A 20,069-nucleotide genomic window follows, 5' to 3' on the forward strand; every position below is an offset into this window, starting at 1 on the left:
TGGAGGAGGACACCGATGGCGGGTCGGCCCTTGAGCTTTGATCCCGACCTGGCTCTGGAGGCGGCGATGCGCACCTTCTGGCAGGCCGGCTACGAGGGCGCCTCGATCGCGGTGCTCACCGCCGCGATGGGCATCAACCGGCGGAGCATGTACGAGACCTTCGGGGCCAAGGAGCAGCTCTTCGCCGTGGCCGTGCGCCGCTACCTGGCCGGGCCCGGCGCCTTCCCCGCTCACGCCCTGCGCCAGCCCACTGCGTTCGCGGTGTGCTCGGCCTTCCTGCACGGGGCAGCGCGGGCCTACACCTGCGAGGACACCCCGCGCGGTTGCCTGCTCACCCGGGCCGCGCTGGCCGCCGGCCCTCAGGCGGGCGGCGCGTGCGAGCACCTGGCGGCGCTGCGCCGCCAGGCGCAGCAGGAGCTGCAAGAGCGCTTGGAGCGCGCCGGCGAGCTCGGCGAGCTGACCACGGGTGCCAGCGCAGAGGACCTGGCGCGGTACCTGGTGATCGTGGGTCAGGGGATGTCAGTGCAAGCGGTCGGTGGCGCCAGCCGCGAGGACCTGCGCGCCGTGGCCGACGGCGTCCTGTCGCACCTGCCCGTGCTGCCGCCACAGGAACCGCCGGTCGGGCACTTGCGAGTCGAGGACCTGAAGCTCGAGGACCCGCGGGTCGAGGATCTACGAGCAGAGCCGCTGGAGGACTTGTCGGTGAGTGCGTTGGCTGACGAGCCGACGAGCTGACGAGCCACCTCTGAGAGCTGCAGCAGGAGGGTCCGGCGAGTCCTAGCCCAGCTTCGCGTGCACCGCTGCCTCGACCTCGACGTTCGGATCGGTCACCACCTGCGCCTGCGGTTCGGCCTCCACCTGAGCCGACGTTCCCGCTTCGCCGCCCAACCGGTCCTTCGCGTGGGTGCTGTCGGTGGCCGCCGCAGCCTCGCGCGGCAAGCGCACCGCGCTGACGACCACTCCCGCCAGCAGCGCCGGCACGGCCAGGCCGTAGAAGCCAGCGCCGTCCGGCAGGGCGTCGCTGAGCAGCCAGGCCCCGTAGAGGGGTCCGAGGACGCCTCCCAGGCGCCCCACGCCCAAGGCGGCACCCAAGGCGGTGGCCTGCCCGGCGGGAGGGTAGGCGGCGGCGATGCGCGCGTTGACCAGCACCTGGGTGCCGATCGCTCCCGCTCCCACGACGGCGATGAGCAGGTACCCCAGCGCCAGCGGCGGGCTGAAGGACAGCGCCGTCAACGCCAGCGCGGCGCCCGCGAACGACACGAGGATCATCAAGCGTGCACCGACGGCGTCTGCCAGGTGGGCACCGAGCAGGCAGCCGGCGACGACACCGGCGTTCAAGACGACGACGAAGCCCAGCGCCGAGCCCAAGTCGTAGCCGGCGCTGGTCATCAGCACCGGCAACCACGTGTTGGCGCCGAAGAGCACGAGCAGGCTGAAGAAGGTGCCTGCCCACAAGGTCAAGGTGCGCCCACGGGCGCCAGCGCCGAGCAGCATGCGCCACGCGCTCCAGGTCTTCGCGCCACCCGGTAGCGGCCGATCAGCGCTGCGTCCTGGCCCGACAGCCCTTCGCGCCCAGTCAAGGCGGCCACCGAGCGAACGGCGGGCGGCATCCCGGTCGGCGTCGCCACCAGGGCCGTCACGCGGGCCGTCACGCGGGCCGTCACGCAGGCCGTCACGCAGGCCGGCGTCGCGCAGCTCGGCGTCGATGCCGTGGCGGGCCAGGACTTGACGCGCCTGCGCGATCTCGCCGCGGGCTGCCAGGTACACCGCCGACTCAGGCTGGTGGCGCAGCAGCAGGGGGATGAGCAGGAGGGCCGGTGCCGCACCGAGAGCGAACATCGCGCGGAAGCCGCCATCGGTGGCCAGCGGCAGCGCCGCTGCCGCGCTGAGAGCTCCCCCGACGCCGATGCCGCTGAAGACGACCCCTTGCGCCAGGTGGCGCTGGGCGGCGGTGGAGTACTCCGCGCTGAACGCGCTGACCGTCGGCAGCAGGCAGCCGGCCCCGAATCCGACGAGCAAGCGTCCCAGCGCGAGGGCGGCCGGGTGCGGCGCCAAGGCGCACACGAGCATCCCGGTGCTGAAGAGCACCACGCTGGCCATCAGCACGACTCGGCGGCCGCGCCGGTCCGCGCAGCGTGCTGCGGCCAACGCGCCGGCGAGCATCCCAGCCACGGCCAGCGACCCGATGCGCCCGACGTCGCTCTTGTCCAGGTCCCACCCGGGCACCTGCAGCAGGGAAGGCACCACGGTGCCGTACATGACGACGTCGTAGCCCTCCAGGACCAGCACGGCCCAGCACAGCAGCAGCACGCGCCAGGGGGTGCGCCGCACGATCAACCGGGCGCCGGGCGCGGTCTCCTCGACACGGCGACGGGTGCGTGCTCGGGTTCGGGCTCGGGCTTGGGCACCGTCACGGGATCGAGCGCGGGAAGCTCGAGCCTGTGACTGCGCCGGGGTCTGCGCCGGGGTCTGCGCCGGGGTCTGCGCCGGGGTCTGCGTGGTCATGACGTCTGGAAGGCTTCCTTCAGGGTGTGGGTGACCTGCAGCAGGGCCGAACGCGCCGCGTGGGTGCCGCGCAGGGTCTCCAGCATGGCGAAGCCGCCGGTGATGCCGGCGTACCGGATGGCCAGGACCGGCACGCCGGCCTCGCGCAGGCGGCGGGCGTACGCCTCACCCTCATCGCGCAGGCAGTCGGCTTCGGCGGTGATGACCAGCGCCGGAGGCAGCGCGCGCAACTGGTCCTCACCGGCACGCAGCGGGGCGACGGTGGGCAGCTGCCGGTCGAGGGGGTCGGGGGCGTACTGGTCCCAGAACCACTGGTACTGGATGCGCCGCATCCCGTACCCGCGGCCGAAGCGCCGGTACGAGCCCGTGTCGAAGTCGGTGTCGGTGGCCGGGTAGAGCAGGACCTGCTGGCAGAAGTCGAACTCACGCCGCTGCGCGGCCAGCAGGGTCAGGGCGGCGGCCAGCGTGCCGCCCATCTGGTCACCGGCCACCGCGATGCGCGTGGGGTCCAGATCCAGCTCGCCGCCGCAGGCGGCCACCCAGCGGGCAGTGGCGTAGCACTGCTCCAGCGCCGTGGGGTAGCGCGCCTCGGGAGCGAGGTCGTACTCGGGGAAGACCACGGCTGCGCCGGTGCCGATGCACAGCTCACGCACGAGCCGGTCGTGGGTCTGGGCGTTGCCCCATACCCATCCCATGCCGTGCACGAAGACGAGCACGGGCAGGGCGCCCACCGCACCGGGCGGTCGCACTACGCGCACGGCGATGGGACCGTGGGCGCCGGTCTGCAGCAGGTGGGTCTGCTCCTGCACCACCGGGCGCGCAGCGCTGCTGCTCTGCAGCTCCTCCATCATCCGCCGCGCCTGCGCCACGGGCAGGCGGTACAGGTACGGCAGCGCCTCGGACGCCTCGACGAAGGCCTGCGCGGCGGGCTCGAGGGGCAACCCGTGCGGGTTGGGCCCGACGGGGTCCTCGGCGGCGACCCACTCACTCACGTGCGTCCACCCCGTCACCCCCGGCCACCTCGCCGTGCCCGCTCACCAGAGCACAGGTTGTGGCGGGCCTGGTACTCGCGAGGGCTCATCGCGTAGGCGTCGCGGAAGACCCTGCTGAAGTGCGCCGGACTGCTGAAGCCCCAACGGTAGGCGATCTGCGCTACCGAGGCCGAGCGCGGGTCCACGGTGGTCAGGTCGCGGCGGCAGCGCTCGAGCCGGCAGTGCAGCACGTACCGGCTCAGGGAGGTCGTCTCCCCCGCGAAGAGCTTGTACAGGTAGCGCACCGAGATGTGGTGGTGCACGGCGATGGACTGCGCGCACAGCTCGGGGTCGTCCAGGTGCGCTTGCACGTAGGCCTTCACCCGCAGCAGCAGGGTGCGCCGCGCAGCGTCCTCCAGCGGCGCGTCGGTGAGGTGGTCGCTGATCAAGGTCGCGAGGATGTCGGTGACGTTGCGAGCCAGCTGCTCACGGGTGGAGGGGTGCAAGCTCGCGCCGCTGCTGGAGAGCCTGCCGAGGAAGGGCAGCAGGAACGGGCTCAGCGCGTGATCGCGGCGCAGCGGCACGGCGGTCAACTGCGCCAGGTCGCGATCGGCCACACCCAGGGCGGCTTTGGGGAAGGAAAACACCCGGCTGGCGAAAGGCACCTCGATCGCCGAGGTGAACGGGCGGGCGCTGTCCAGGAGGGTGAACTCCTCGCTCTCGATGTACGCCTCGTGCCCGTCCTGACGAATGACGGCGCGCCCGCGGTCCATGAAGGCCAGCAGCAAGCGCTCCTGCTCGGTGGCGTCGGCCTGGACGTGCTCCAGGCCCCGACGCACCAGCAGACCCTCACCGCTGACCACCGCCAGCCGCAACGAGCCCAGCTCGGTGATCGCAACGGTGCGCGCCCGCGCAGGCGCCTGCGCTGGCGCGTGCGCACCGGCCCGCTCAGGGCGCTCAGCACAAGATTCGCGCACCTCGACGTGGAGGAAGGTCGGTGGCAGCGCTTCGGCCTCGTCCATGTCGGCTCTCCTCCACGTCCAGCGCTGGACGCTACGCCCGCCACCGACCGGGCCGCCAGAGCTGGTGCTCAAGCGTGCACGGATCGTCAAGATCGAGCGCCGCGCGTCCCGGTCGAGACAGCGCACCGCTCAGCTCCGCCGCTCTCCTGGCGATCGACCCGCGCGTTCTCGCTCGCTGCAAGCACCGCTGCTCACCCGCCTGGGTGCTCACCCGACTGCGCTGACCTGCCTGCCGCCGGCACCTCCGACGGGCAGCGCAGGCGAGGGTCAGCAGGGACAGAGTCCTGCAGGGTCAGGGTCCTGCAGGGTCAGGGCCCAGCGACGGAGGGGACGGGCTGATCAGGTCCACGATGACGTGCTTACGAGCGTGCCAGCGTGTCCGCGGCGCCAGGTGTAGGCGACGACGCTCAAGGAGACGGCGGTCGGCGACGCACGTCCCGACTCGCTGCTGCCAGGTGGGCAGACCTCGTGCACCCGGCGCTCACAGGGCCCACCTGCGACATGGCGTGTGCCCCGGGTGTCGCCTCGTCGCCTCGTCGCCTCAGGTGACGCTCCAAGGGCCGCCGGCTACCTCCGCTACGAGCACGTGAGGACGCCCTAAAGCGCGCCCACGAGCGAAGACGCACACGAGCACGGACAAGGGGGCGCGCGAGGGCGCGCAGCGCTGAGCACGCGGATGAGCAGGTGATGGGCGATGGTGGACGGGCCAGAACCAGCGCGACGAACTCCGCGGCGCGAGTGGGCCAGAGCCCGGGTGCTTCATCACCAACGCCGGCACGCCCACCCGCGCACCGGTACGACCATGACGCTGACAGCACCGCACACGCGTCAATTAGCGGCGGCGCCCATCACGGGTGCTGTTCGCGCCAAATGCTGATGCAACGGTCGAGGTAGGATCGGATGCTCGCAACCACGAAATCTCGCGGTGATGTTGCGAGCCGTGGACACCTGCGCGCACAACCCCGGACGGATCCGTCAAGCGCCAGTGCTCGCTCAGGCAACCAGGGCGACACAGCTCGGGCTAGCCTTGGACCCCACCAGCACCGGAACTCGACGCCACCGCAGCCCATCGCTGCAGCCAGGCACGGCGCTGGCGTACGTCTTTCACGGGGACCGTGCACCCGTACGGTGACACGGCCCCCACCGCACCGTGCGCAACGCGGACAAACTCGCCAGGCGCAGCCGCATGGCGTTTGGAACGGGTTCCGTCGCCCCGCCGCGGCCCTCACCCGTTGAGCGACGGCTCCTCTCACAGACCGCAGGGCGTACCTGCTGACCACGTCCAGCATGAGGCGATCCCCACCACGGGCCCATCCCCACCACGGGCCCATCCCCACCACGGGCCCATCCCCACCACGGGCCCATCCCCACCACGGGCCCATCCCCACCACGGGCCCATCCCCACCGCGGGCCGGCGGCATCCCCGCGCTTACCCGCAAGCGCACCACCCACTGACAAGGAGAGAGCATGTCCGTCTTCGAGATCGTCGGCCACCGCTTCCTGGCTGACCTGAGCCCGCTGATCGTCGAGCTGTACTTCAACTCCCAGACCCAACTCACCTTCACCATCCGTGAGGGCGGTGATTTGGCGGAGCCGGGCTACTCCGAGACGGTCGACACTGACATGGTCGAAGTGGCTCCTCAGGTCTACTTCACCTCTTGGGAGGAGAAGTCCGGAGCTACGGTCACCCACCTCGAGGACTTCGGCAGCGGGCGCCTGCTTTCCAACGCCACCCTTCCTGGCGGCGCAGGACTCGTTCGCATGCGCGGAACCCTGACACCGATGGACGGGCAGCAGCACCTCGCAGGAGCAAGCACACCGACCGCCAACAAGGAACTCGTCCGACGAGCCATGCACGAGCTCTTCGAACTGGGTGATCTCACAGCGTTGGACCGGTACTGGGCCGAGCCCTACATCCAGCACACCCCCACCTTGCCCAACGGCCTGGATGGCCTCCGAGCGGCTGTGCCGTCGTTGCAGGGCTTCTCCTGGCAGCCGCGTCGCATGGTGGCCGAGGCTGACCTGGTTATCGCCCACAGCGTCGTCGAGGGCTGGGGTCCCGTGCCCCTGGCGGTTGCGGACGTCTTCCGCATCCACGACGCACGCATCGTTGAGCACTGGGACGTCGTCCAGGAACACGTGGCCGACAGTAAGACCGTGAGCGGAAACCCGATGGTGTGACGGCAGAGACCGGCGATCAGCAACACGTTCGACCGCAGGGTGCACGGGACGAACGCCGGCGGGGCAAGCCCTGAAGGCACGCTGGAACGCCCGCAAAGCACTGAACGCACTGGCAACGGCGCTGGCAACAGCTGTGGAAGGTGTTCCTGGCCCCCTCAGCCTGGACCCTGGACGTCGTGCCGGGCGCCTGGCGGGACATGCCTGCGAGCCGATGCGCACAGGCGGCGCAGAAGTGCGTCATCGATGTGGCTCGATCGACTGCCTGAGCGACAACTCGGCTTGCACGAGAACGGCCACCACCACACCCACCACCGTGCCCACCACCGCGCCCACCACCGTGCGTGTCGGAGGTGGTCGGCATGGTGCCGGGCATGTCCGAGACAACTTCCCCCGTACCCGGCGGCGATGAACAGCTGCGCGCCCGCTTCGACGCCATCCGCGCCGCGGTGTTCGAACAGCTGCGCCGGGCCGACGCTGAGCGCGCCGACGCCGCGCGGGCCCGCCGGCACGCTGGGCAGGCGCCCGGCGAGGACACTCACCGCGGCAGTGACCCAGACCGGTAAGCCGGAGGACCTCACCCGAGGTACGCGTGGCTGCCGCGAAGGCGCCCGACACGCCGCCGGAGGTTCCAGGCGTGCGTGCACTTCTGACCTAGCGTGCTCGGCACGGGCTGTGGCGCCGCAGTCGGGACGGTGCGGTGCCGGTGCCCGTGCGGCAGGCCTGCGCACGTCAGGAGGAGACGGTGTCCCACACCCTGCACGAATCACCCGGTCAGATGCTGCCGGAGCCCGCTCCCCCGCTGGTGCGCCAGATGGTGCCGGCGCCTGAGGCGCTGTGCGTCCGGCGCCCGGAACCGGCGCACTGTGAGCGCTCCAGCGCAGGGGCCGCCGCAGGGGTCAGCGCGGTGCTCGACAGCTGCGGGCGCTTGTGGCGGCTGCGCGATGACACCTTGTGGGAGTCCACCGACCGGGTCATCACCACCGCGCAGCTGCTCGAGGACGCCTACGGTCCCACCCGGCCGGCACCGACCACCGCGCCGGACGCTGTGCTGACCGGCGCGTCAGCTGCGCCGGTGGGCGCGCGGGCCGGCACCGCCCACCAGTTCTGAAGCACGCCGCAGGGCTGCCCCCCGCTGCCGGTGGCACGTTAGGGTCACGGGGTGCGTGCCGGAGTGCCGCGCTCGCAGGGGGTGCTGCACGGCTGTCCGGGCCGGGCGGCAGGATGCTCGACGTGCCTGCCCGTGACATCGAGCCCGTCCTGCCGCAGGGCTACAGCGAGCTGCTCGAGGCGCTGAAGGAGCGGGTGCGCACCTCACGCGTGCGCGCGGCACGCGCGGCCAACACCGAGCTGCTACGCCTGTACCACTCCATCGGCCGCGACATCGTCGTGCGCCAGCAGCGCGACGGGTGGGGCGCGAAGATCATCGACCGGCTCGCCGAGGACCTGCGCGCCGCCTTCCCCGACCAGCGCGGCTTCTCGGTGCGCAACCTGCACTACATGAGGGCCCTGGCCACCGCCTGGCCCGAGGAGGCGGACTTTCTGCCACAGCCTGTGGCAGGACTGCCCTGGGGCCACGTGCGAGCCCTGCTGGACCGCCTCGACGAGCCCGCCACCCGCGACTGGTACGCCAGCCGCGCTCTAGAGCACGGCTGGTCGCGCAACGTCCTGGAGCACCACATCGCCACCCGCCTGCACCAGCGCGAAGGCGCCGCCCCGTCCAACTTCACCACCCACCTGCCCCCGGCCGACTCCGACCTGGCCCAGCAGCTGACCCGCGACCCGTACGTCTTCGACCACCTCGATGCCACCGACCGCGCCAGCGAGAAGCGCCTGGAGCAGGCCCTGATGGACCGCCTGCAGGCCACCTTGAGCGCCTTCGGGCACGGCATGGCCTTCGTGGGCCGGCAGGTGCACTTCACCGTCGGCGGTGATGAGCTGGTCGTCGACCTGCTCTTCTTCCACGTCGAGCAGCTGCGCTACGTCGTCGTGGAGCTGAAGATCGGCCGCTTCGAGCCCGGCTACCTGGGCCAGCTGGGCACCTACGTGGCCATGGTCGACGACAAGCTGCGCCGAGCGCAGCACTCCCCCACCGTCGGCATCCTGCTGGTCGCCGGGCGCAACGAGACCCTGGTGCGCTACGCCCTCTCCAGCGCCGCGGCTCCGGTGGCGGTGGCCACCTACGACACCCTGCCGCCTGAGCAGCGCGCCGGGCTGCCCGACCCGGCGCTGCTGAGCATGGAGCTGACCAGCGAAGTCAGCGCGGTGCTCACCGACGCCCTCGACGCCCCCGACGAGAGCGCCTCGCACGAGAACACCTCGCAGCAGGCTCCAGAGCAGTGACCCGGTCACCCCTCAAGCAGTGAACAGCCCACGACGTGACGGGTGCGGACACCAGCGCTCGTAGCGGTGCCTCAGGTCGATCTCGAGACCGCCTCGCGCGCCGGCCGCGGCGCGCGAGGCGCCCGGCCCGGGCGGCTGACGAGCACTCCTGCTCGTGCGGTCGCACTGCAGGCAGCGGCCCAGCGAGAGGTACCAGGCGCCCTCGCCCCGGTGGCGCCACCAGGTCCACTACTCGCTGCGCTGCCCGCACCCGGGACACACCTGGTGCCCGAAGGCGTGGGTCTGCTCCAGCGTGAAGGCCCACTCCCCCTCGGGGTGCTGTAGTCCTCGTCTCACGCGCACCTGACTCTCACGGGCACCTCACCCGTAGCGCCGGCGCCTCGCCACCTGCGCCTGCGCGCCCCGCGCTTGACTGCCACATGACTAGGTGCCATGTGCCTGGGTGCGAGTGCCTCACGCCGGGGCCCGCAGCCGCCAGCCGGAGTGCTCGTGCTGGCCGTCGTGCTCGAGCCAGCCGTGCTGGCGCAGCCACGCGGTGCGCTTCTGCCACACCCGCGCCCCCACCCCCGCCTCCCGGGCCAGGACCGCGGCAGTGAAGGCGGGCGGGATGCGGTCCTCGTAGTCGGCCGCGGCGGCCAGCACCCACACGATCGCGCTCATCGACTCCCGCGCCGGGCGTAGGATCACCTGCCGCGGCACCGCCGCCACCGCGGTGTGCACGGCCCTGGCCCAGCGCACCGCCGAGGGCACCATGTCGCGCGCCTCGATCGGCAGCAGCCGCACGCCAGGCTCCACGGGGATCACCGTCAGCGCATCGGGACCTGCCCCGGAGATCTGAAGAGCGATCACTCGCTGGCGTGAGCCCTGCGCCGGGACGCACCAGGACAGCGCCATGACTGTGCGTGGTTCAGGCAAGCGCGCGAGCTTCAGGGAAGGTCGTCCAGGAGGTCGCCCACTGCCGTGAGGACCGTCTGCAGTACGCGCAGCGAGGCATCGAGGTCCCCAGCTATCTCCATCGAGTGGTCGGCGCCGGTCACCTCCACGACTTGCTGCCCCGAGCGGCGGGCAGTGTCTGGGTCCCAGTACGGGTCGGCCGTGCCGCCGATCAGCAGGGTCGGCGCGCTGGCCCGCTCGGCGGCGTCGCGCACTGCCGGCTCGCGCAGCAGCGGGGTCAGCCAGATGCCCGGCAAGTCCCGCTGGACGGCCAGGGGCAGCAGCCGGGTGCTCAGCGACTTGGCCACCACCAGGTGCGTGCGGGCGTGCATCGCGTCGAGCAGGTCGGGGGCGAGGTCGAGCAGCTGCTCAGGCGTGGGCGGGATCGGCCAGCGCACGGTGCGCACCGTCCAGCCGCGGGTGCGCAGCAGCAGGCGCGTGTAGTGCAGCAGCGGAGCCTCGCAGCTGTAGCCGCGCCCGGGCAGGACGGTGGCCACGCGGTCGCTGTCACCGTCGTGCGTGGAAACCTGCAGCAGCGCTGGCTGCGGTGCCTGTCGCGGTGCCTGCTGCGGTGCCATCGCGCTCCTGCCTCGCCGGTGCCGGGCACTCTACGAGGCCGGGCCGCTCGCTCTGTGGCGCGAACGCGCGGCCGAAGGCACCTCAGCTGCTCGCGGGTGAAGTGCGGCACCTGTGGTCCTGCCGTCTAGGCCGGTTGCGTTGCCACAGCACCAGCGATGGTGGTGCCCGAGCGGGCGCTGGAACGCTGAGCTTCGGCTCAGTGCTGGGCCAGTGCTGGGCCAGTGCTGGGCCAGTGCGGGGCCAGTGCGGGGCCAGTGCGGGGCCAGTGCGGGGCCAGTGCGGGGCCGGTGCGGGCCGGTGCGGGCCGGTGCGGGCCGGTGCGGGCCGGTGCGGGCCGGTGCGCGATCGGTGCGCGATCGGTGCGCGATCGGTGCGCGATCGGTGCGCGATCGGTGCGCGATCGGTGCGTCGCTGAACGCGACGAGCGTGCGCCTTCCGGTGGACGGCGGGCCGAGGCGTTCCGCGCACGCGGTGCGGGGTGCCAGCGTGGGCGGGTGAGCACTGCGTCCGGTCGTCCCTCGTCCCGCCGTCCCGGGCCTCGCCGTCTCTCGTCGCTGCGCGAGCCCGTGGTGCTGGCCCTGGTGGGGCTGCCGGTGGTGGGGGCGCTGGCCGGGCACGCGCTACTGGTGGCTGTGACCGTGTGGGGGCTGTGGAGCATGCTGAGCTCGCAGTCCTCCACCGCGGTGCTCGCTCTGCTCTTCGCGCCGTTCGCCCAGGGTGCTGTGGCGGGGCTGACGATGCCGGCCGCGGTCGCTGTGGCCAAGCTGCGCCGGCGAGGTGCAGTACCAGCGGCTTGAGCGAGGGCCCCGCGCACGCGCACAGCTCTGCGCGAGGTCCAGCTCAGCGTGATGACCGTGCGCCCGCCAGTGGCATCAGGGCGATCAACGCTGCGGGGTGGACCCCTCCAGCAGCTCGAGCAACAGCGGCGTCAGCGAGGCGAGGCTGTCGTTCGCGCTGGAGCCGATCAGGGCGCCGGCGCGCTCGGCGGTGGCGCTCAGACCGAGGCCGGCGAACAACCGGTCCAGGGGATAGCCCTCCACGTTCACGCCGGTCACGCGCCAGTCGCCGCTGGCGTCCTCGTCGTCCTCGGCGTCAGCGGCCTCGTCGACGACATCGACGAGGTCGATGACGACGTCGGTGCACATGCCGGCCCATCCCTCCGGCGGCTCCTGGCTGACCGGCAGCGCGGGAAAGCGAGCCGCGAAGGCGTCAGCAGCCGCGCACCAGATGATCTGGCGCCGCCCATTGGAAGCGCCGGCCGAGCCGGGCGCGAAGCCGCGCGGGATGAGGACGGCGTCGATGCTCTCCTGCAGCCGGGCCACGGTGCTCGACTCCTCGCGCTGCGGCATGAGGCGAGTGTGCTGCACGGCGCCGGTGCGCCCGACGCCCGAGCAGCGCTCGGAGGAGCTGTGCGCTCCTCGACGTGAGCGGGGAGTCCAAGCGGCCGCCGGACCCGCAGATAAAGGACGTTATCTGCGCCTGAGAGACCACCGGATGCGTGCAGACCCGTGTGGCGGCAGGGCCCAGCTTCCAGTCGGGTGCGTCAGCGGTGTCGGCTCAGCGCTCCGCTCTAGCCCCGGCCGCGGGCGGCCAGGGGCGCGGTTGCCACGGCTGCCAGCGCTGCTGGGTGGACAGCGCCGCGAGCACCGCCAGCGCACAGATCCCCACTTGTGCCGCGGGTGCGGCGTTGAAGAGCAGCGGCACGCTGATCAGCACCACCAGGGCGGCCAGCACCCACAGCAGCGGCGCCACCCACACCGCCACCGCCCGCCGCCAGCACGCCAGCTGCACCACGGCCGCTGTGCCCACGGCCAGCACCGGAGCGGTCAGCGAGACCAGCGGCGCCGGCCCCAGGGCGGGCACGCCGGCCAGCGCAGCGGGCAGCACCAGCACCGCCAGGGCCAGCACCTGCCCCCACAGCGCCGCGCGCAGCACCCCGCGCCCCTGATCGCTGTGCTGGCCCGCGGGGCGCAGCGCCACCGCCAGCGCCGCGCTGAAGGCCAGCACCCCCACGGCGGCGGCGTAGGCCAGCGCGGGCAGGACGTAGCCGATGCCGTCGGCGCACGTCCACTCCGCGGGGTACTGATCGCCGAGCTGGTCATCGCCCAGGGAGCAGCCCACGTGCAGGACCTCGCGCAGCAGCGACAGGTACAGCTGGACCAGCGGTGGGGCCAGCACCACGACCACGGCCGCGGCCACCGCCGCGCACAGCCCCACCCGCGCCTTGGTGATCACAACGGGAGCCTAAGTGCGCAGCCCGCGCCGCCGGGCGGTTGCGGGGCCGTTCGTGGGTGCGGGGGTGGTGATGATCCGGTGCGCTGCGGCAGCTGCGCGATCGACACCGTAGTGCCCGTTCTGCTGTGAGCGGGCCGGTGTCAGCGGCGGGCGCTGCGGGCGCCGGTGCGCGTCCCGGTCCCGGTGCCGGCACTGGGGCTGCTGCTCACGGTCGAGGGGTGGCCGGCCATCCAGGTGGCCAGCGAGGCGCGGTCGATCAGCTGCACGACGCTGCTGGCAGCCAGGGCCTGCGCCGGGCGGGAGCAGCAGCTGGTGGTGACGTGCAGGGCGTGATCGGCGCGGTGGTGGAAGACACAATGGGCCGGTGCACCCGCCCGTGGACCCGCCTGCGCAGCAACGGCCCGACCTGGCCACCTCGGGTGCTCCCGTCCCTTCGGGGTTCGACCTGCCGCTGCCGCTGCCTGGGCGGCTTCCGCGCGAGGTGCCGGCGGCCGGTGAGCCCGATGAGGTCTTCGACCGCTACGCCCGCCTGATCCGCACCGCCCTGGGGGTGCCGGTCGGGCTGGTCAGCCTGGTCACCCGCCAGGGGCAGACCCTTCCCGGCGCGGTCGGGCTGCCCCCCTTCTGGCAGCGGGCCCGCTGCACCGGCCTGTCGCACTCCTTCTGCCAGCACGTCGTCGCCCGCGATGCCCCCCTGGTGGTCCGCGACGCTCGCCGCGACCCGGTGCTGGCGGACAACCGGGCCATCGACGACCTTGGGGTCATCGCCTACGCCGGCTTCCCCCTGCACGACCCCGACGGCCTCGCGGTCGGCGCGCTGTGCGCGATCGACACCGCCCCGCGGGAGTGGACGCAGACCGAGCTGGACGTCCTGGCCGATCTGGCCGCCACCGCGAGCCGGGAACTGACCTTGCGCCGGGCTCACCGCCAGGTCGCCACCGCTCAGCAGGCCGAGCAGGCAGCGCTCGAGCACGCCGCGCAGGTCAGTGAGCAGATGGCCATCGGCTACCTGCAGATGGACCCCGAGTGGCGCATCACCTACGTCAACGCCCAAGGCCGCCGGGTGCTGGGCGCGGCCGGGGACGACCTGACCGGGCAGGTGCTGTGGGAGCTGTTCCCCGCCACCGTCGGCACGCTGTACGAGACCAACTACCGCCGCGCGGTGGACACCGGCGAGGTGGTCGCCTTCGACGCCTACTACCCCGCCCCCCTGGACGCCTGGTTCGAGATCCGCGCCACCCCCACCCCCGCGCACCGAGGCGGGGGTCTGGCGCTGTACTTCCTGGACGTCACCGCCCGCCACGAGGCCGAAGCGGCCGCGGTCCGCTCCGCCGCACGATTGGCCGCCCTGGGACAGGTGGCGCTGGCGTTGGCCGACGCGCAGACCATCCCCGACCTGGTCGCGGTGATGGTCGAGCAGGGCCTGAGCGCCCTGGGCGCTGACGGGGGGTCGATGGCCGTGCCCGACCCCGACGACGACCAGCAGCTGCTGTCCTACATCACCGCCGACTTCGGCGAGGACACCCGCGCCGACTTCGGCCGCCTGCCCCTGGACGCCGCCTTGCCCGTGGCGGCCGCGGCGCGCACCGGTACGCGGGTGCTGCTGAGCGATGCGGCAGCGTGCGCGGCGTTCTCCCAGCACACCGTGGAGGCCAACGCCGCCACCGGCTGCCAGGCGTGGGCCTCCATCCCGCTGCGCGCCGGCGGGCAGGTCCTGGGGGTGCTGACCGCCGGGTGGTCCGGCCCGCAGACCTTCCCCGCCGAGCAGGTCAGCGTGCTGGAGTCCTTCGCCGCCCAGTGCGCCCAGGCGCTGCAGCGCCTGCGGGCGCACGAGGCCGAACGCGTGGCCCTGGCCGCTGCGGCGGGGATCTCCGAGACGCTGCAACGCTCGATGCTCACCGCCCCGCCGGAGCCGGACCACCTGCAGATCACGGTGCGCTACGCCGCCTCGGCCGCCCACGCCGAGGTCGGTGGGGACTGGTACGACGCCTTCATCACCAGCGCGGGGATGACCACGCTGGTCATCGGTGACGTCACCGGGCACGACATGAGCGCCGCCGCGGTCATGGGACAGGTCCGCAACCTGCTGCGCGGCATCGGCTTCACCCTGGGAGACCCACCCGCACGGCTGCTGTCGGCGGTGGACCGGGCCAGCGCCGGGCTGGGCCTGGAGGCCGTGGCCACCGCCCTCGTCGCCCAGATCGAGCAGGACGGCGCCCACCGCGCGGCCGGCACCCGGCTGCTGCGCTGGTCCAACGCCGGGCACCTGCCGCCGCTGCTGATCGAGGCCGACGGCAGCACCCGGTACCTGGACACCGGCGCCGACCTGCTGCTGGGCTTCGACCCCGAGGCCGAACGCCACGACCACGAGCAGCTGCTGGCGCCGGGGTCTGCGGTGCTGCTGTTCACCGACGGGCTCGTCGAACGCCGCGGCGCGCACCTGAGCGACGGCCTGGACTGGCTGGCGGCCACCGCCGCGAGCCTGACACGCGCCGGAGCTGACCTGGAGCAGCTGTGCGACGGCCTGCTGGCCGCGGTCGCCGGGCACCTCGAGGACGACGTGGCGCTGCTGGCCTTGCGCGCCCACCCCGAAGACGCCCCCCGACCCCCCGGAGCCGGCCCCGCTCACGTCCCGGCCGGCCTGCCGCCAGCTGAGGACGCCTCACCGGACCTGTGAGGACGAGTCCACGAGGACCGGCCCAAGGCAGCCGGGATGCACGCTGCGGGCAGGAAGCCGCTGGTCAGGGTGCAGGACCGAGCAGCGGGTGCGACGGTGAGGACGCATCGCAGCAGGTGGAGGGCCTTCGGCCAGCAGGGCCCTACCTCCCCGATGCCCGGGGCGGGGGAAAGATCGATGGACATCGCCGTGGAACCAGCCGATGGCAGGCTGCGGCACGAGGGCCACACCCCTCACGCTGCCCGCGGCGCTGACGGCCCGGCTGGTGGTCTGGCTGGTGGTCTGGCTGGTGGTCTGGCTGGCGGTCTGGCTGGCGGTCTGGCTGGCGGTCTGGCTGACGGCCTCGTCGTGGTGATGGTCAGCGGTGACCTCGACATCCGCACCAGCCCTCGGCTGCGTCAGACCTTGACCGACCTGCTGGAACCAGCGACCACCGGCACCCCGGACCCGGCCGGCGTCGGGCAACGGCTGCGCGGGGTGATCCTGGACCTGCGTGAGGTGGCCTTCATGGACTCCTCGGCCCTGGGGGTCCTGGTCCACGGCTACAAGCTCACCCGCCTCCACCAGCAGGGGTACGCGGTCGTCGCCACCAGCTCCCTGATCACCAAGATGTTCGAGGTCACCGGCCTGGCCCGCAGCATGCCGCTGCACCCCGACGTGGCCGCCGCGGTCGCAGCGCTAGGTCGACCTGCCTCCGCCTGAGCAGCCCATCGAGGGCGCCGATGAGGAGGTCGCGGTCTTCCGACGTCACGTCGGCAACGCCACTGACGGCTCGGTGAGCTGGTTCGACATCGTGCAGGACTCCCTTCGCGTCGTGACGCGGTCGTGCCTTCATCACCTGCTGTGGGCACCACGGGCACGAGCACAACGGCCCTGATCGAGGAAGGAAGAGCTCAAGTCTCGGCAGTAATCGACCGTTATGCGCCCAGGGCTGGCCTGCCAGCGGATGCTGTCTCGCGGTGATGCCTGCCACGCGGTTGGCGCCTCGATGGCCTCTGCGGGAAGGTGCTGCCCGCACGCCGATCTCGAGGAGGACCACCGGTGCGTCCAGGCATGAGCGATCGCCGCTCCGTGGCGCTGGAGACGACGGCGTGGGTGCTGTCCGCGCTGCTGATCGCCGCCTTCTTCGTGCCCATCGAGGCGGGGTGGGTCACCCGCCCGCAAGGCAAGGTCCTGGCGGTGCTCGGGCTGTTGTCCATCCCCACCATGGCCGTGGCGGGCATCACCCGAGGCTTGCGCCAGCAGCGCCGGCGGCAGCGCTCAGGGGTGAGGTAGGGCACGTCCTCTGGAGGTGACCTGGTCCCTCGTCGCAACGGTCCGCTGGGCGTCTGGTGGGGTCGTGCGCACCCGGCACGTGCGGGCGCAGCGGGCGTAGGGGGCGCAGCGGGCTGGGGGGCTGGGGGTTGTGAGCTGGGCGAAAGCGGGGACGCTGCTGCAGTGCTGCTGGAAGACTCGCGCCGCGCTGGATCGAGCGATCCACGTGCCGGGCAGGGCTGCCCGGCTGCCGGCACCGAGGAGAGACACCGCTGATGACGTCCCGCACCCGGGCTCTGGGGGCCATCGCCGCCCTGGCGCTGCCCGCGCTGCTGCTGACCCACGCTGGGACCGCGGCCGCCGCCCCGCCCCGGGAGAATTCCAAGGCCGAGCGGACCACCCGCTCCGCGTCCGTATCCTTCATCGAGGGTGACTCCACCGATGCCCTGGGCCTGCCCGGCGACTTCTACGAGGGCGGCTTCTTCATCACCGAGGACGCGCAGGGCACGCGCCTGAACGGCGGGATGAACGTGGATTCCCTCGTGCCCAACACGGACCCGGACGACGAGACGCCCGACGGCCAGCTGCTGCCCCACTACCTGGGGTACGTGTCGTTCAGCAGCACGCAGGTGCGCTTCAGCATCGACGTCAAGAGCGCCACCGCCACCGCCACGGCGGACGTGCTGGTCACCGACGAGGCCGGGCGCTCGAGCACCTGGCCGCTGGCGCTGCGCCTGCACAGCCCCGAGGGGATGCAGGAGTTCCTGCGTGATCAGTCGTGGAGCGACGGGCAGATCACCTACCGCTCCTGGGAGCGGCTGCTGACCAGCTCCAACACCGTTCCCGAGGGCTCGCTGGGGGGCATCGACTTCGCCGTCGACGCCGACGACCTGATCAACCCCTACCGAGACGCGCAGTACGTCTACGGCTCTTTCGAGACCGTCACGATCTACCGGACCCGCCCGCCGCGCTGAGGCCCGCCCGCCGCGCTGAAGGTGCTGCGTCGATGGGCCGGGGTCGCGCGATCCCGGCCCACCGGCGCTGGGTACGTCCACGGCGGGCCGGCGCCTCCACGGCGAGTCGGCGCCTCCACGGCGAGTCGGCGCCTCTTCGACGGGCCGGTGTCTTGATCGTGCAGTGGTCTCACACCACGTGCGAGGTGCGGGTGCCCGCATCAGCGTCAGGTGCTCACCTTGGTCGTCAGCGCCCGGTACAGCGTGGCCCGGGAGACGCCCACCGCCTGAGCCACCTCACCGGCGGGGCGCCCGGTGGCCAGCAGGGACTGGGCGGCGGCCAGCTTCGCCGGGGTCATCAGCGCCGGCCGGCCTCCGCGCCGGCCGCGGGCGACGGCCGCCTCGAGGCCTGCGGCGGTGCGCTCACGCAGCAGGTCGCGCTCGAACTCGCCCAGGGCGCCGAAGAGGTGCAGCACCAGGCGGCCGGTGGCGGTGGTGGTGTCGATGGACTCCGTTAAGGAGCGGAAGCCCACTCCCCTGCCGTCGAGGTCGTCGATCAGCTGCAGCAGGTGGCGCAGGGAGCGGGCCAGGCGGTCCAGGCGCCAGACCACCAGCACGTCACCGGGACCGAGGCGGGCCAAGACGTCGTCCAGCGCCGGGCGGGCGGCCAGCGCGCCGGAGGCGGTGTCGGTCCACACCCGGTAGCACCCGGCCGCGCTCAGGGCGTCGTGCTGCAGAGCGGGATCCTGCGCGGTGGTGGACACGCGGGCGTAGCCGAGCAGGTGACCGGGCCGCCGGGTCGGCTGTTGATCAGATGCCCGGGTGGGTGCAGCAGTGGCTGTGATCTTGGAGGCGGTGGCGGGTGCGCGGGTGGACACGCACGGGACCGTCTCAGAAGGCACCGACCGGCTGCTGGTGAGACGCACGTTTCGGACACGGGTTGTGAGACGGCGTGTCGTGGCCTTGGCGCCCCTGCCGCGGGGTGTCTCGAAAACGGTCGCTTCTGAGATGGCCTGAGCGGATGATCACTCGCTCAGGTCGATGGCCGCACGAGCGCTCGAACGGCTCACGCCGCCTGGTCCACCCCGCCCACCCTCGTTGGCCACATCAGACTGGCCCGGTGAGCGAGGCGCGTGACTGGGGTGGCTACCCGCTGCTGGCTGGGCAGCCCGAGCACACCGACGATGGGCGCTTCTGGGACGGGCAGCGCCTGTACCGCCTGACGCACCCCGATGTGCGCAAGCGCCAGGCCCGCCTGCTCAGCGAAGCCGACGTGATGGTGCTGAACCTGCTGGACTGCTCCCCCAGCAGCCCTCACGCCGGCTCCAAGCGCCGCGCCAGCCCCGCCGAGCAGCGCCGCATCCTCGAGGCCGGCCTGGTGCGCTTCGCCGAGCCCGAGGGGTGCTTGCAGCGCTGGCAGAGCCAGGACGGCACCGTGCTGGCCCTGCTGATCGGTGAAGTGCGCAGCCCGCGCCTGCCCTGAGCCCGCCTCCCTGCCTCCCCGCCTCGCGCGCGGCACGGCGTCCCCGGCGCGCAGCAGGCTCACCGGTGCGCCGCGGCCTGGCCAGCGCTCAGCACTGCCCGGTCAGCAGCAGCATCTCCTGCTCGTCATCGCTGACCCAGCGCCCGCCGGTCCACACGACGTCGCCCCTCGGCTGCGGCTCCTGGTTGGTGAAGGCACGGCGCGCCCCCTGCCACTGCTGCACCGCGTCCGGGCCGTCGAAGTAGTCCAGCTGCCGGCCGCCGTACCAGTACAGGACCAGCGGGGCGCCACCTGCGATCAGCGCATCGGCGGCTGCGCGCTTCAGGCGGCTGGAGCGGCGCTGGAAGCGCACCCCGGCCGGGCTGCTGACCTGCCCATCCCCCACCGCGTCCCACTGCTGCTCGGCCAAGCTCGCTCGCACCACCCCAGCATGAACGAGAGCTGCTCAGTCCCGGCACCCCGCGGGGGACATCACCATCGCCGTCGCACACGGTCGCTGTGGCGCTGTCGCAGCTGCTCAGCAGCTCTCCTGCAGCCCCACCAGCACCTGCCCCTGACGATGCCAGGCGATGCCCGCGTACACACGCCCCCGCGCATCCGGCACCGCGCCACCAGCACCCCCGCCACTAGCACCCGGCTGCTGGAAGTGCCCCCGCACCCGGGCCCACTCCTCCCGCGCGGCCTGCGGCGTCAGCCACCGCATCGGCCCCTCGAAGCTCTGCACCACCACCGGGTGCCCGGCCCGGACCAACTCATCGACCTCAGCTGCGCTCAGCCACGAGCCCAGGGATCGCTGCCAGACCTGACCGCCCTCGTCCCACAGGCGCTCACCGTGCACCCGGTTGTGCGAGACCTTCTGAGCCATCGGACCAGCATGCCCCGCGGCCGACACCGGACCACGCACTCATGCCGCCGTCCGATCGCTGTGACCGTCTG

Annotated in this window: 21 protein-coding genes and 1 pseudogene; 11 read left to right on the forward strand and 11 right to left on the reverse strand. The window is 72.6% G+C overall.

The genetic code is table 11. The features are described 5' to 3' along the window. Positions 1-30: 30 nt before the first annotated feature. Entirely contained in the window at positions 31-735 is a 705-nt protein-coding gene (locus ACRYMN_RS05500) for a TetR/AcrR family transcriptional regulator (protein WP_432492800.1), read from the forward strand. Positions 736-777: 42 nt separating this feature from the next. On the opposite strand, the gene ACRYMN_RS05505 is transcribed toward ACRYMN_RS05500, so the two are convergent. The 3 genes from ACRYMN_RS05505 to ACRYMN_RS05515 all read right to left on the reverse strand — a co-directional run bounded on the left by ACRYMN_RS05505 (position 778) and on the right by ACRYMN_RS05515 (position 4,498). Then, the gene (locus ACRYMN_RS05505) at positions 778-2,310 is read right to left on the reverse strand and encodes an MFS transporter (RefSeq protein ID WP_432492802.1); all 1,533 of its coding nucleotides are present in this window, start codon (positions 2,308-2,310) and stop codon (positions 778-780) included. Positions 2,311-2,501: 191 nt separating this feature from the next. Next, the gene (locus ACRYMN_RS05510; RefSeq protein ID WP_432492804.1) at positions 2,502-3,497 is read right to left on the reverse strand and encodes an alpha/beta hydrolase; all 996 of its coding nucleotides are present in this window, start codon (positions 3,495-3,497) and stop codon (positions 2,502-2,504) included. 14 nt (positions 3,498-3,511) lie between these two features. Then, the gene (locus ACRYMN_RS05515; protein ID WP_432492806.1) at positions 3,512-4,498 is read right to left on the reverse strand and encodes a helix-turn-helix domain-containing protein; all 987 of its coding nucleotides are present in this window, start codon (positions 4,496-4,498) and stop codon (positions 3,512-3,514) included. Between the two features lie 1,467 nt (positions 4,499-5,965). On the opposite strand from ACRYMN_RS05515, the gene ACRYMN_RS05520 reads away from it, so the two are divergent. The 3 genes from ACRYMN_RS05520 to ACRYMN_RS05530 all read left to right on the forward strand — a co-directional run bounded on the left by ACRYMN_RS05520 (position 5,966) and on the right by ACRYMN_RS05530 (position 9,019). Beyond that, positions 5,966-6,679: a nuclear transport factor 2 family protein gene (locus tag ACRYMN_RS05520; protein ID WP_432492808.1), complete on the forward strand. Its 714-nt coding sequence runs from the start codon at positions 5,966-5,968 to the stop codon at positions 6,677-6,679. A 742-nt stretch (positions 6,680-7,421) separates the two neighbouring features. Further along, complete coding sequence (locus ACRYMN_RS05525) at positions 7,422-7,787, forward strand: hypothetical protein (RefSeq protein ID WP_432492810.1); 366 nt, start codon at positions 7,422-7,424, stop codon at positions 7,785-7,787. Positions 7,788-7,900: 113 nt separating this feature from the next. After that, positions 7,901-9,019 carry a PDDEXK nuclease domain-containing protein gene (locus ACRYMN_RS05530; protein WP_432492812.1) on the forward strand — a complete coding sequence of 373 codons (1,119 nt, stop codon included), beginning with the start codon at positions 7,901-7,903 and terminating at the stop codon, positions 9,017-9,019. Positions 9,020-9,472: 453 nt separating this feature from the next. Here ACRYMN_RS05530 and ACRYMN_RS05535 read toward each other — a convergent pair whose 3' ends face one another. Together ACRYMN_RS05535 and ACRYMN_RS05540 are read right to left on the reverse strand one after the other, a co-directional pair. Continuing rightward, the gene (locus tag ACRYMN_RS05535) at positions 9,473-9,814 is read right to left on the reverse strand and encodes a hypothetical protein (RefSeq protein WP_432492814.1); all 342 of its coding nucleotides are present in this window, start codon (positions 9,812-9,814) and stop codon (positions 9,473-9,475) included. 131 nt (positions 9,815-9,945) lie between these two features. After that, the gene (locus tag ACRYMN_RS05540) at positions 9,946-10,449 is read right to left on the reverse strand and encodes an alpha/beta fold hydrolase (protein WP_432492816.1); all 504 of its coding nucleotides are present in this window, start codon (positions 10,447-10,449) and stop codon (positions 9,946-9,948) included. Between the two features lie 576 nt (positions 10,450-11,025). On the opposite strand from ACRYMN_RS05540, the gene ACRYMN_RS05545 reads away from it, so the two are divergent. After that, the gene (locus tag ACRYMN_RS05545; protein WP_432492818.1) at positions 11,026-11,328 is read left to right on the forward strand and encodes a hypothetical protein; all 303 of its coding nucleotides are present in this window, start codon (positions 11,026-11,028) and stop codon (positions 11,326-11,328) included. Positions 11,329-11,412: 84 nt separating this feature from the next. On the opposite strand, the gene ACRYMN_RS05550 is transcribed toward ACRYMN_RS05545, so the two are convergent. From ACRYMN_RS05550 to ACRYMN_RS05560, 3 genes and pseudogenes are all read right to left on the reverse strand, one after another. Beyond that, positions 11,413-11,880, reverse strand: coding sequence for a hypothetical protein (locus tag ACRYMN_RS05550; RefSeq protein WP_432492820.1), 468 nt, complete (start codon positions 11,878-11,880; stop codon positions 11,413-11,415). A 208-nt stretch (positions 11,881-12,088) separates the two neighbouring features. Then, a complete protein-coding gene (locus tag ACRYMN_RS05555; protein WP_432492822.1) occupies positions 12,089-12,766 on the reverse strand; it encodes a hypothetical protein in 678 nt (225 codons plus the stop codon). A 140-nt stretch (positions 12,767-12,906) separates the two neighbouring features. Next, positions 12,907-13,101 (reverse strand): annotated as a pseudogene (locus tag ACRYMN_RS05560) (hypothetical protein); the annotation flags it as partial. Positions 13,102-13,130: 29 nt separating this feature from the next. On the opposite strand from ACRYMN_RS05560, the gene ACRYMN_RS05565 reads away from it, so the two are divergent. The 5 genes from ACRYMN_RS05565 to ACRYMN_RS05585 all read left to right on the forward strand — a co-directional run bounded on the left by ACRYMN_RS05565 (position 13,131) and on the right by ACRYMN_RS05585 (position 17,671). Continuing rightward, complete coding sequence (locus ACRYMN_RS05565) at positions 13,131-15,443, forward strand: SpoIIE family protein phosphatase (RefSeq protein WP_432492824.1); 2,313 nt, start codon at positions 13,131-13,133, stop codon at positions 15,441-15,443. Positions 15,444-15,645: 202 nt separating this feature from the next. Next, the gene (locus ACRYMN_RS05570) at positions 15,646-15,798 is read left to right on the forward strand and encodes a hypothetical protein (RefSeq protein ID WP_432492826.1); all 153 of its coding nucleotides are present in this window, start codon (positions 15,646-15,648) and stop codon (positions 15,796-15,798) included. Then, on the forward strand, positions 15,798-16,145 hold the full coding sequence (locus ACRYMN_RS05575; RefSeq protein ID WP_432492958.1) for an anti-sigma factor antagonist: 348 nt from the start codon (positions 15,798-15,800) through the stop codon (positions 16,143-16,145). Before ACRYMN_RS05570 ends, ACRYMN_RS05575 begins: the two co-directional genes overlap by 1 nt. A gap of 351 nt (positions 16,146-16,496) precedes the next feature. Further along, complete coding sequence (locus ACRYMN_RS05580; RefSeq protein ID WP_432492828.1) at positions 16,497-16,718, forward strand: hypothetical protein; 222 nt, start codon at positions 16,497-16,499, stop codon at positions 16,716-16,718. Between the two features lie 254 nt (positions 16,719-16,972). Beyond that, positions 16,973-17,671, forward strand: a complete 699-nt coding sequence (locus ACRYMN_RS05585; protein WP_432492830.1) for a hypothetical protein — start codon at positions 16,973-16,975, stop codon at positions 17,669-17,671. Between the two features lie 206 nt (positions 17,672-17,877). Here ACRYMN_RS05585 and ACRYMN_RS05590 read toward each other — a convergent pair whose 3' ends face one another. Further along, a complete protein-coding gene (locus ACRYMN_RS05590) occupies positions 17,878-18,432 on the reverse strand; it encodes a recombinase family protein (protein ID WP_432492960.1) in 555 nt (184 codons plus the stop codon). A 338-nt stretch (positions 18,433-18,770) separates the two neighbouring features. Here ACRYMN_RS05590 and ACRYMN_RS05595 point away from each other — a divergent pair, with 338 nt between their 5' ends. Next, entirely contained in the window at positions 18,771-19,133 is a 363-nt protein-coding gene (locus ACRYMN_RS05595; protein ID WP_432492832.1) for a hypothetical protein, read from the forward strand. Positions 19,134-19,221: 88 nt separating this feature from the next. Here ACRYMN_RS05595 and ACRYMN_RS05600 read toward each other — a convergent pair whose 3' ends face one another. Beyond that, complete coding sequence (locus tag ACRYMN_RS05600; protein ID WP_432492834.1) at positions 19,222-19,554, reverse strand: hypothetical protein; 333 nt, start codon at positions 19,552-19,554, stop codon at positions 19,222-19,224. A 96-nt stretch (positions 19,555-19,650) separates the two neighbouring features. Continuing rightward, positions 19,651-19,998 (reverse strand): hypothetical protein, encoded by a 348-nt coding sequence (locus ACRYMN_RS05605; RefSeq protein WP_432492836.1) that lies wholly within the window; start codon positions 19,996-19,998, stop codon positions 19,651-19,653. Between the last annotated feature and the right edge of the window lie 71 nt (positions 19,999-20,069).

Origin of the sequence: Kineococcus gypseus, from assembly GCF_050871305.1 — a bacterium.
Lineage (GTDB): Bacteria > Actinomycetota > Actinomycetes > Actinomycetales > Kineococcaceae > Kineococcus > Kineococcus gypseus.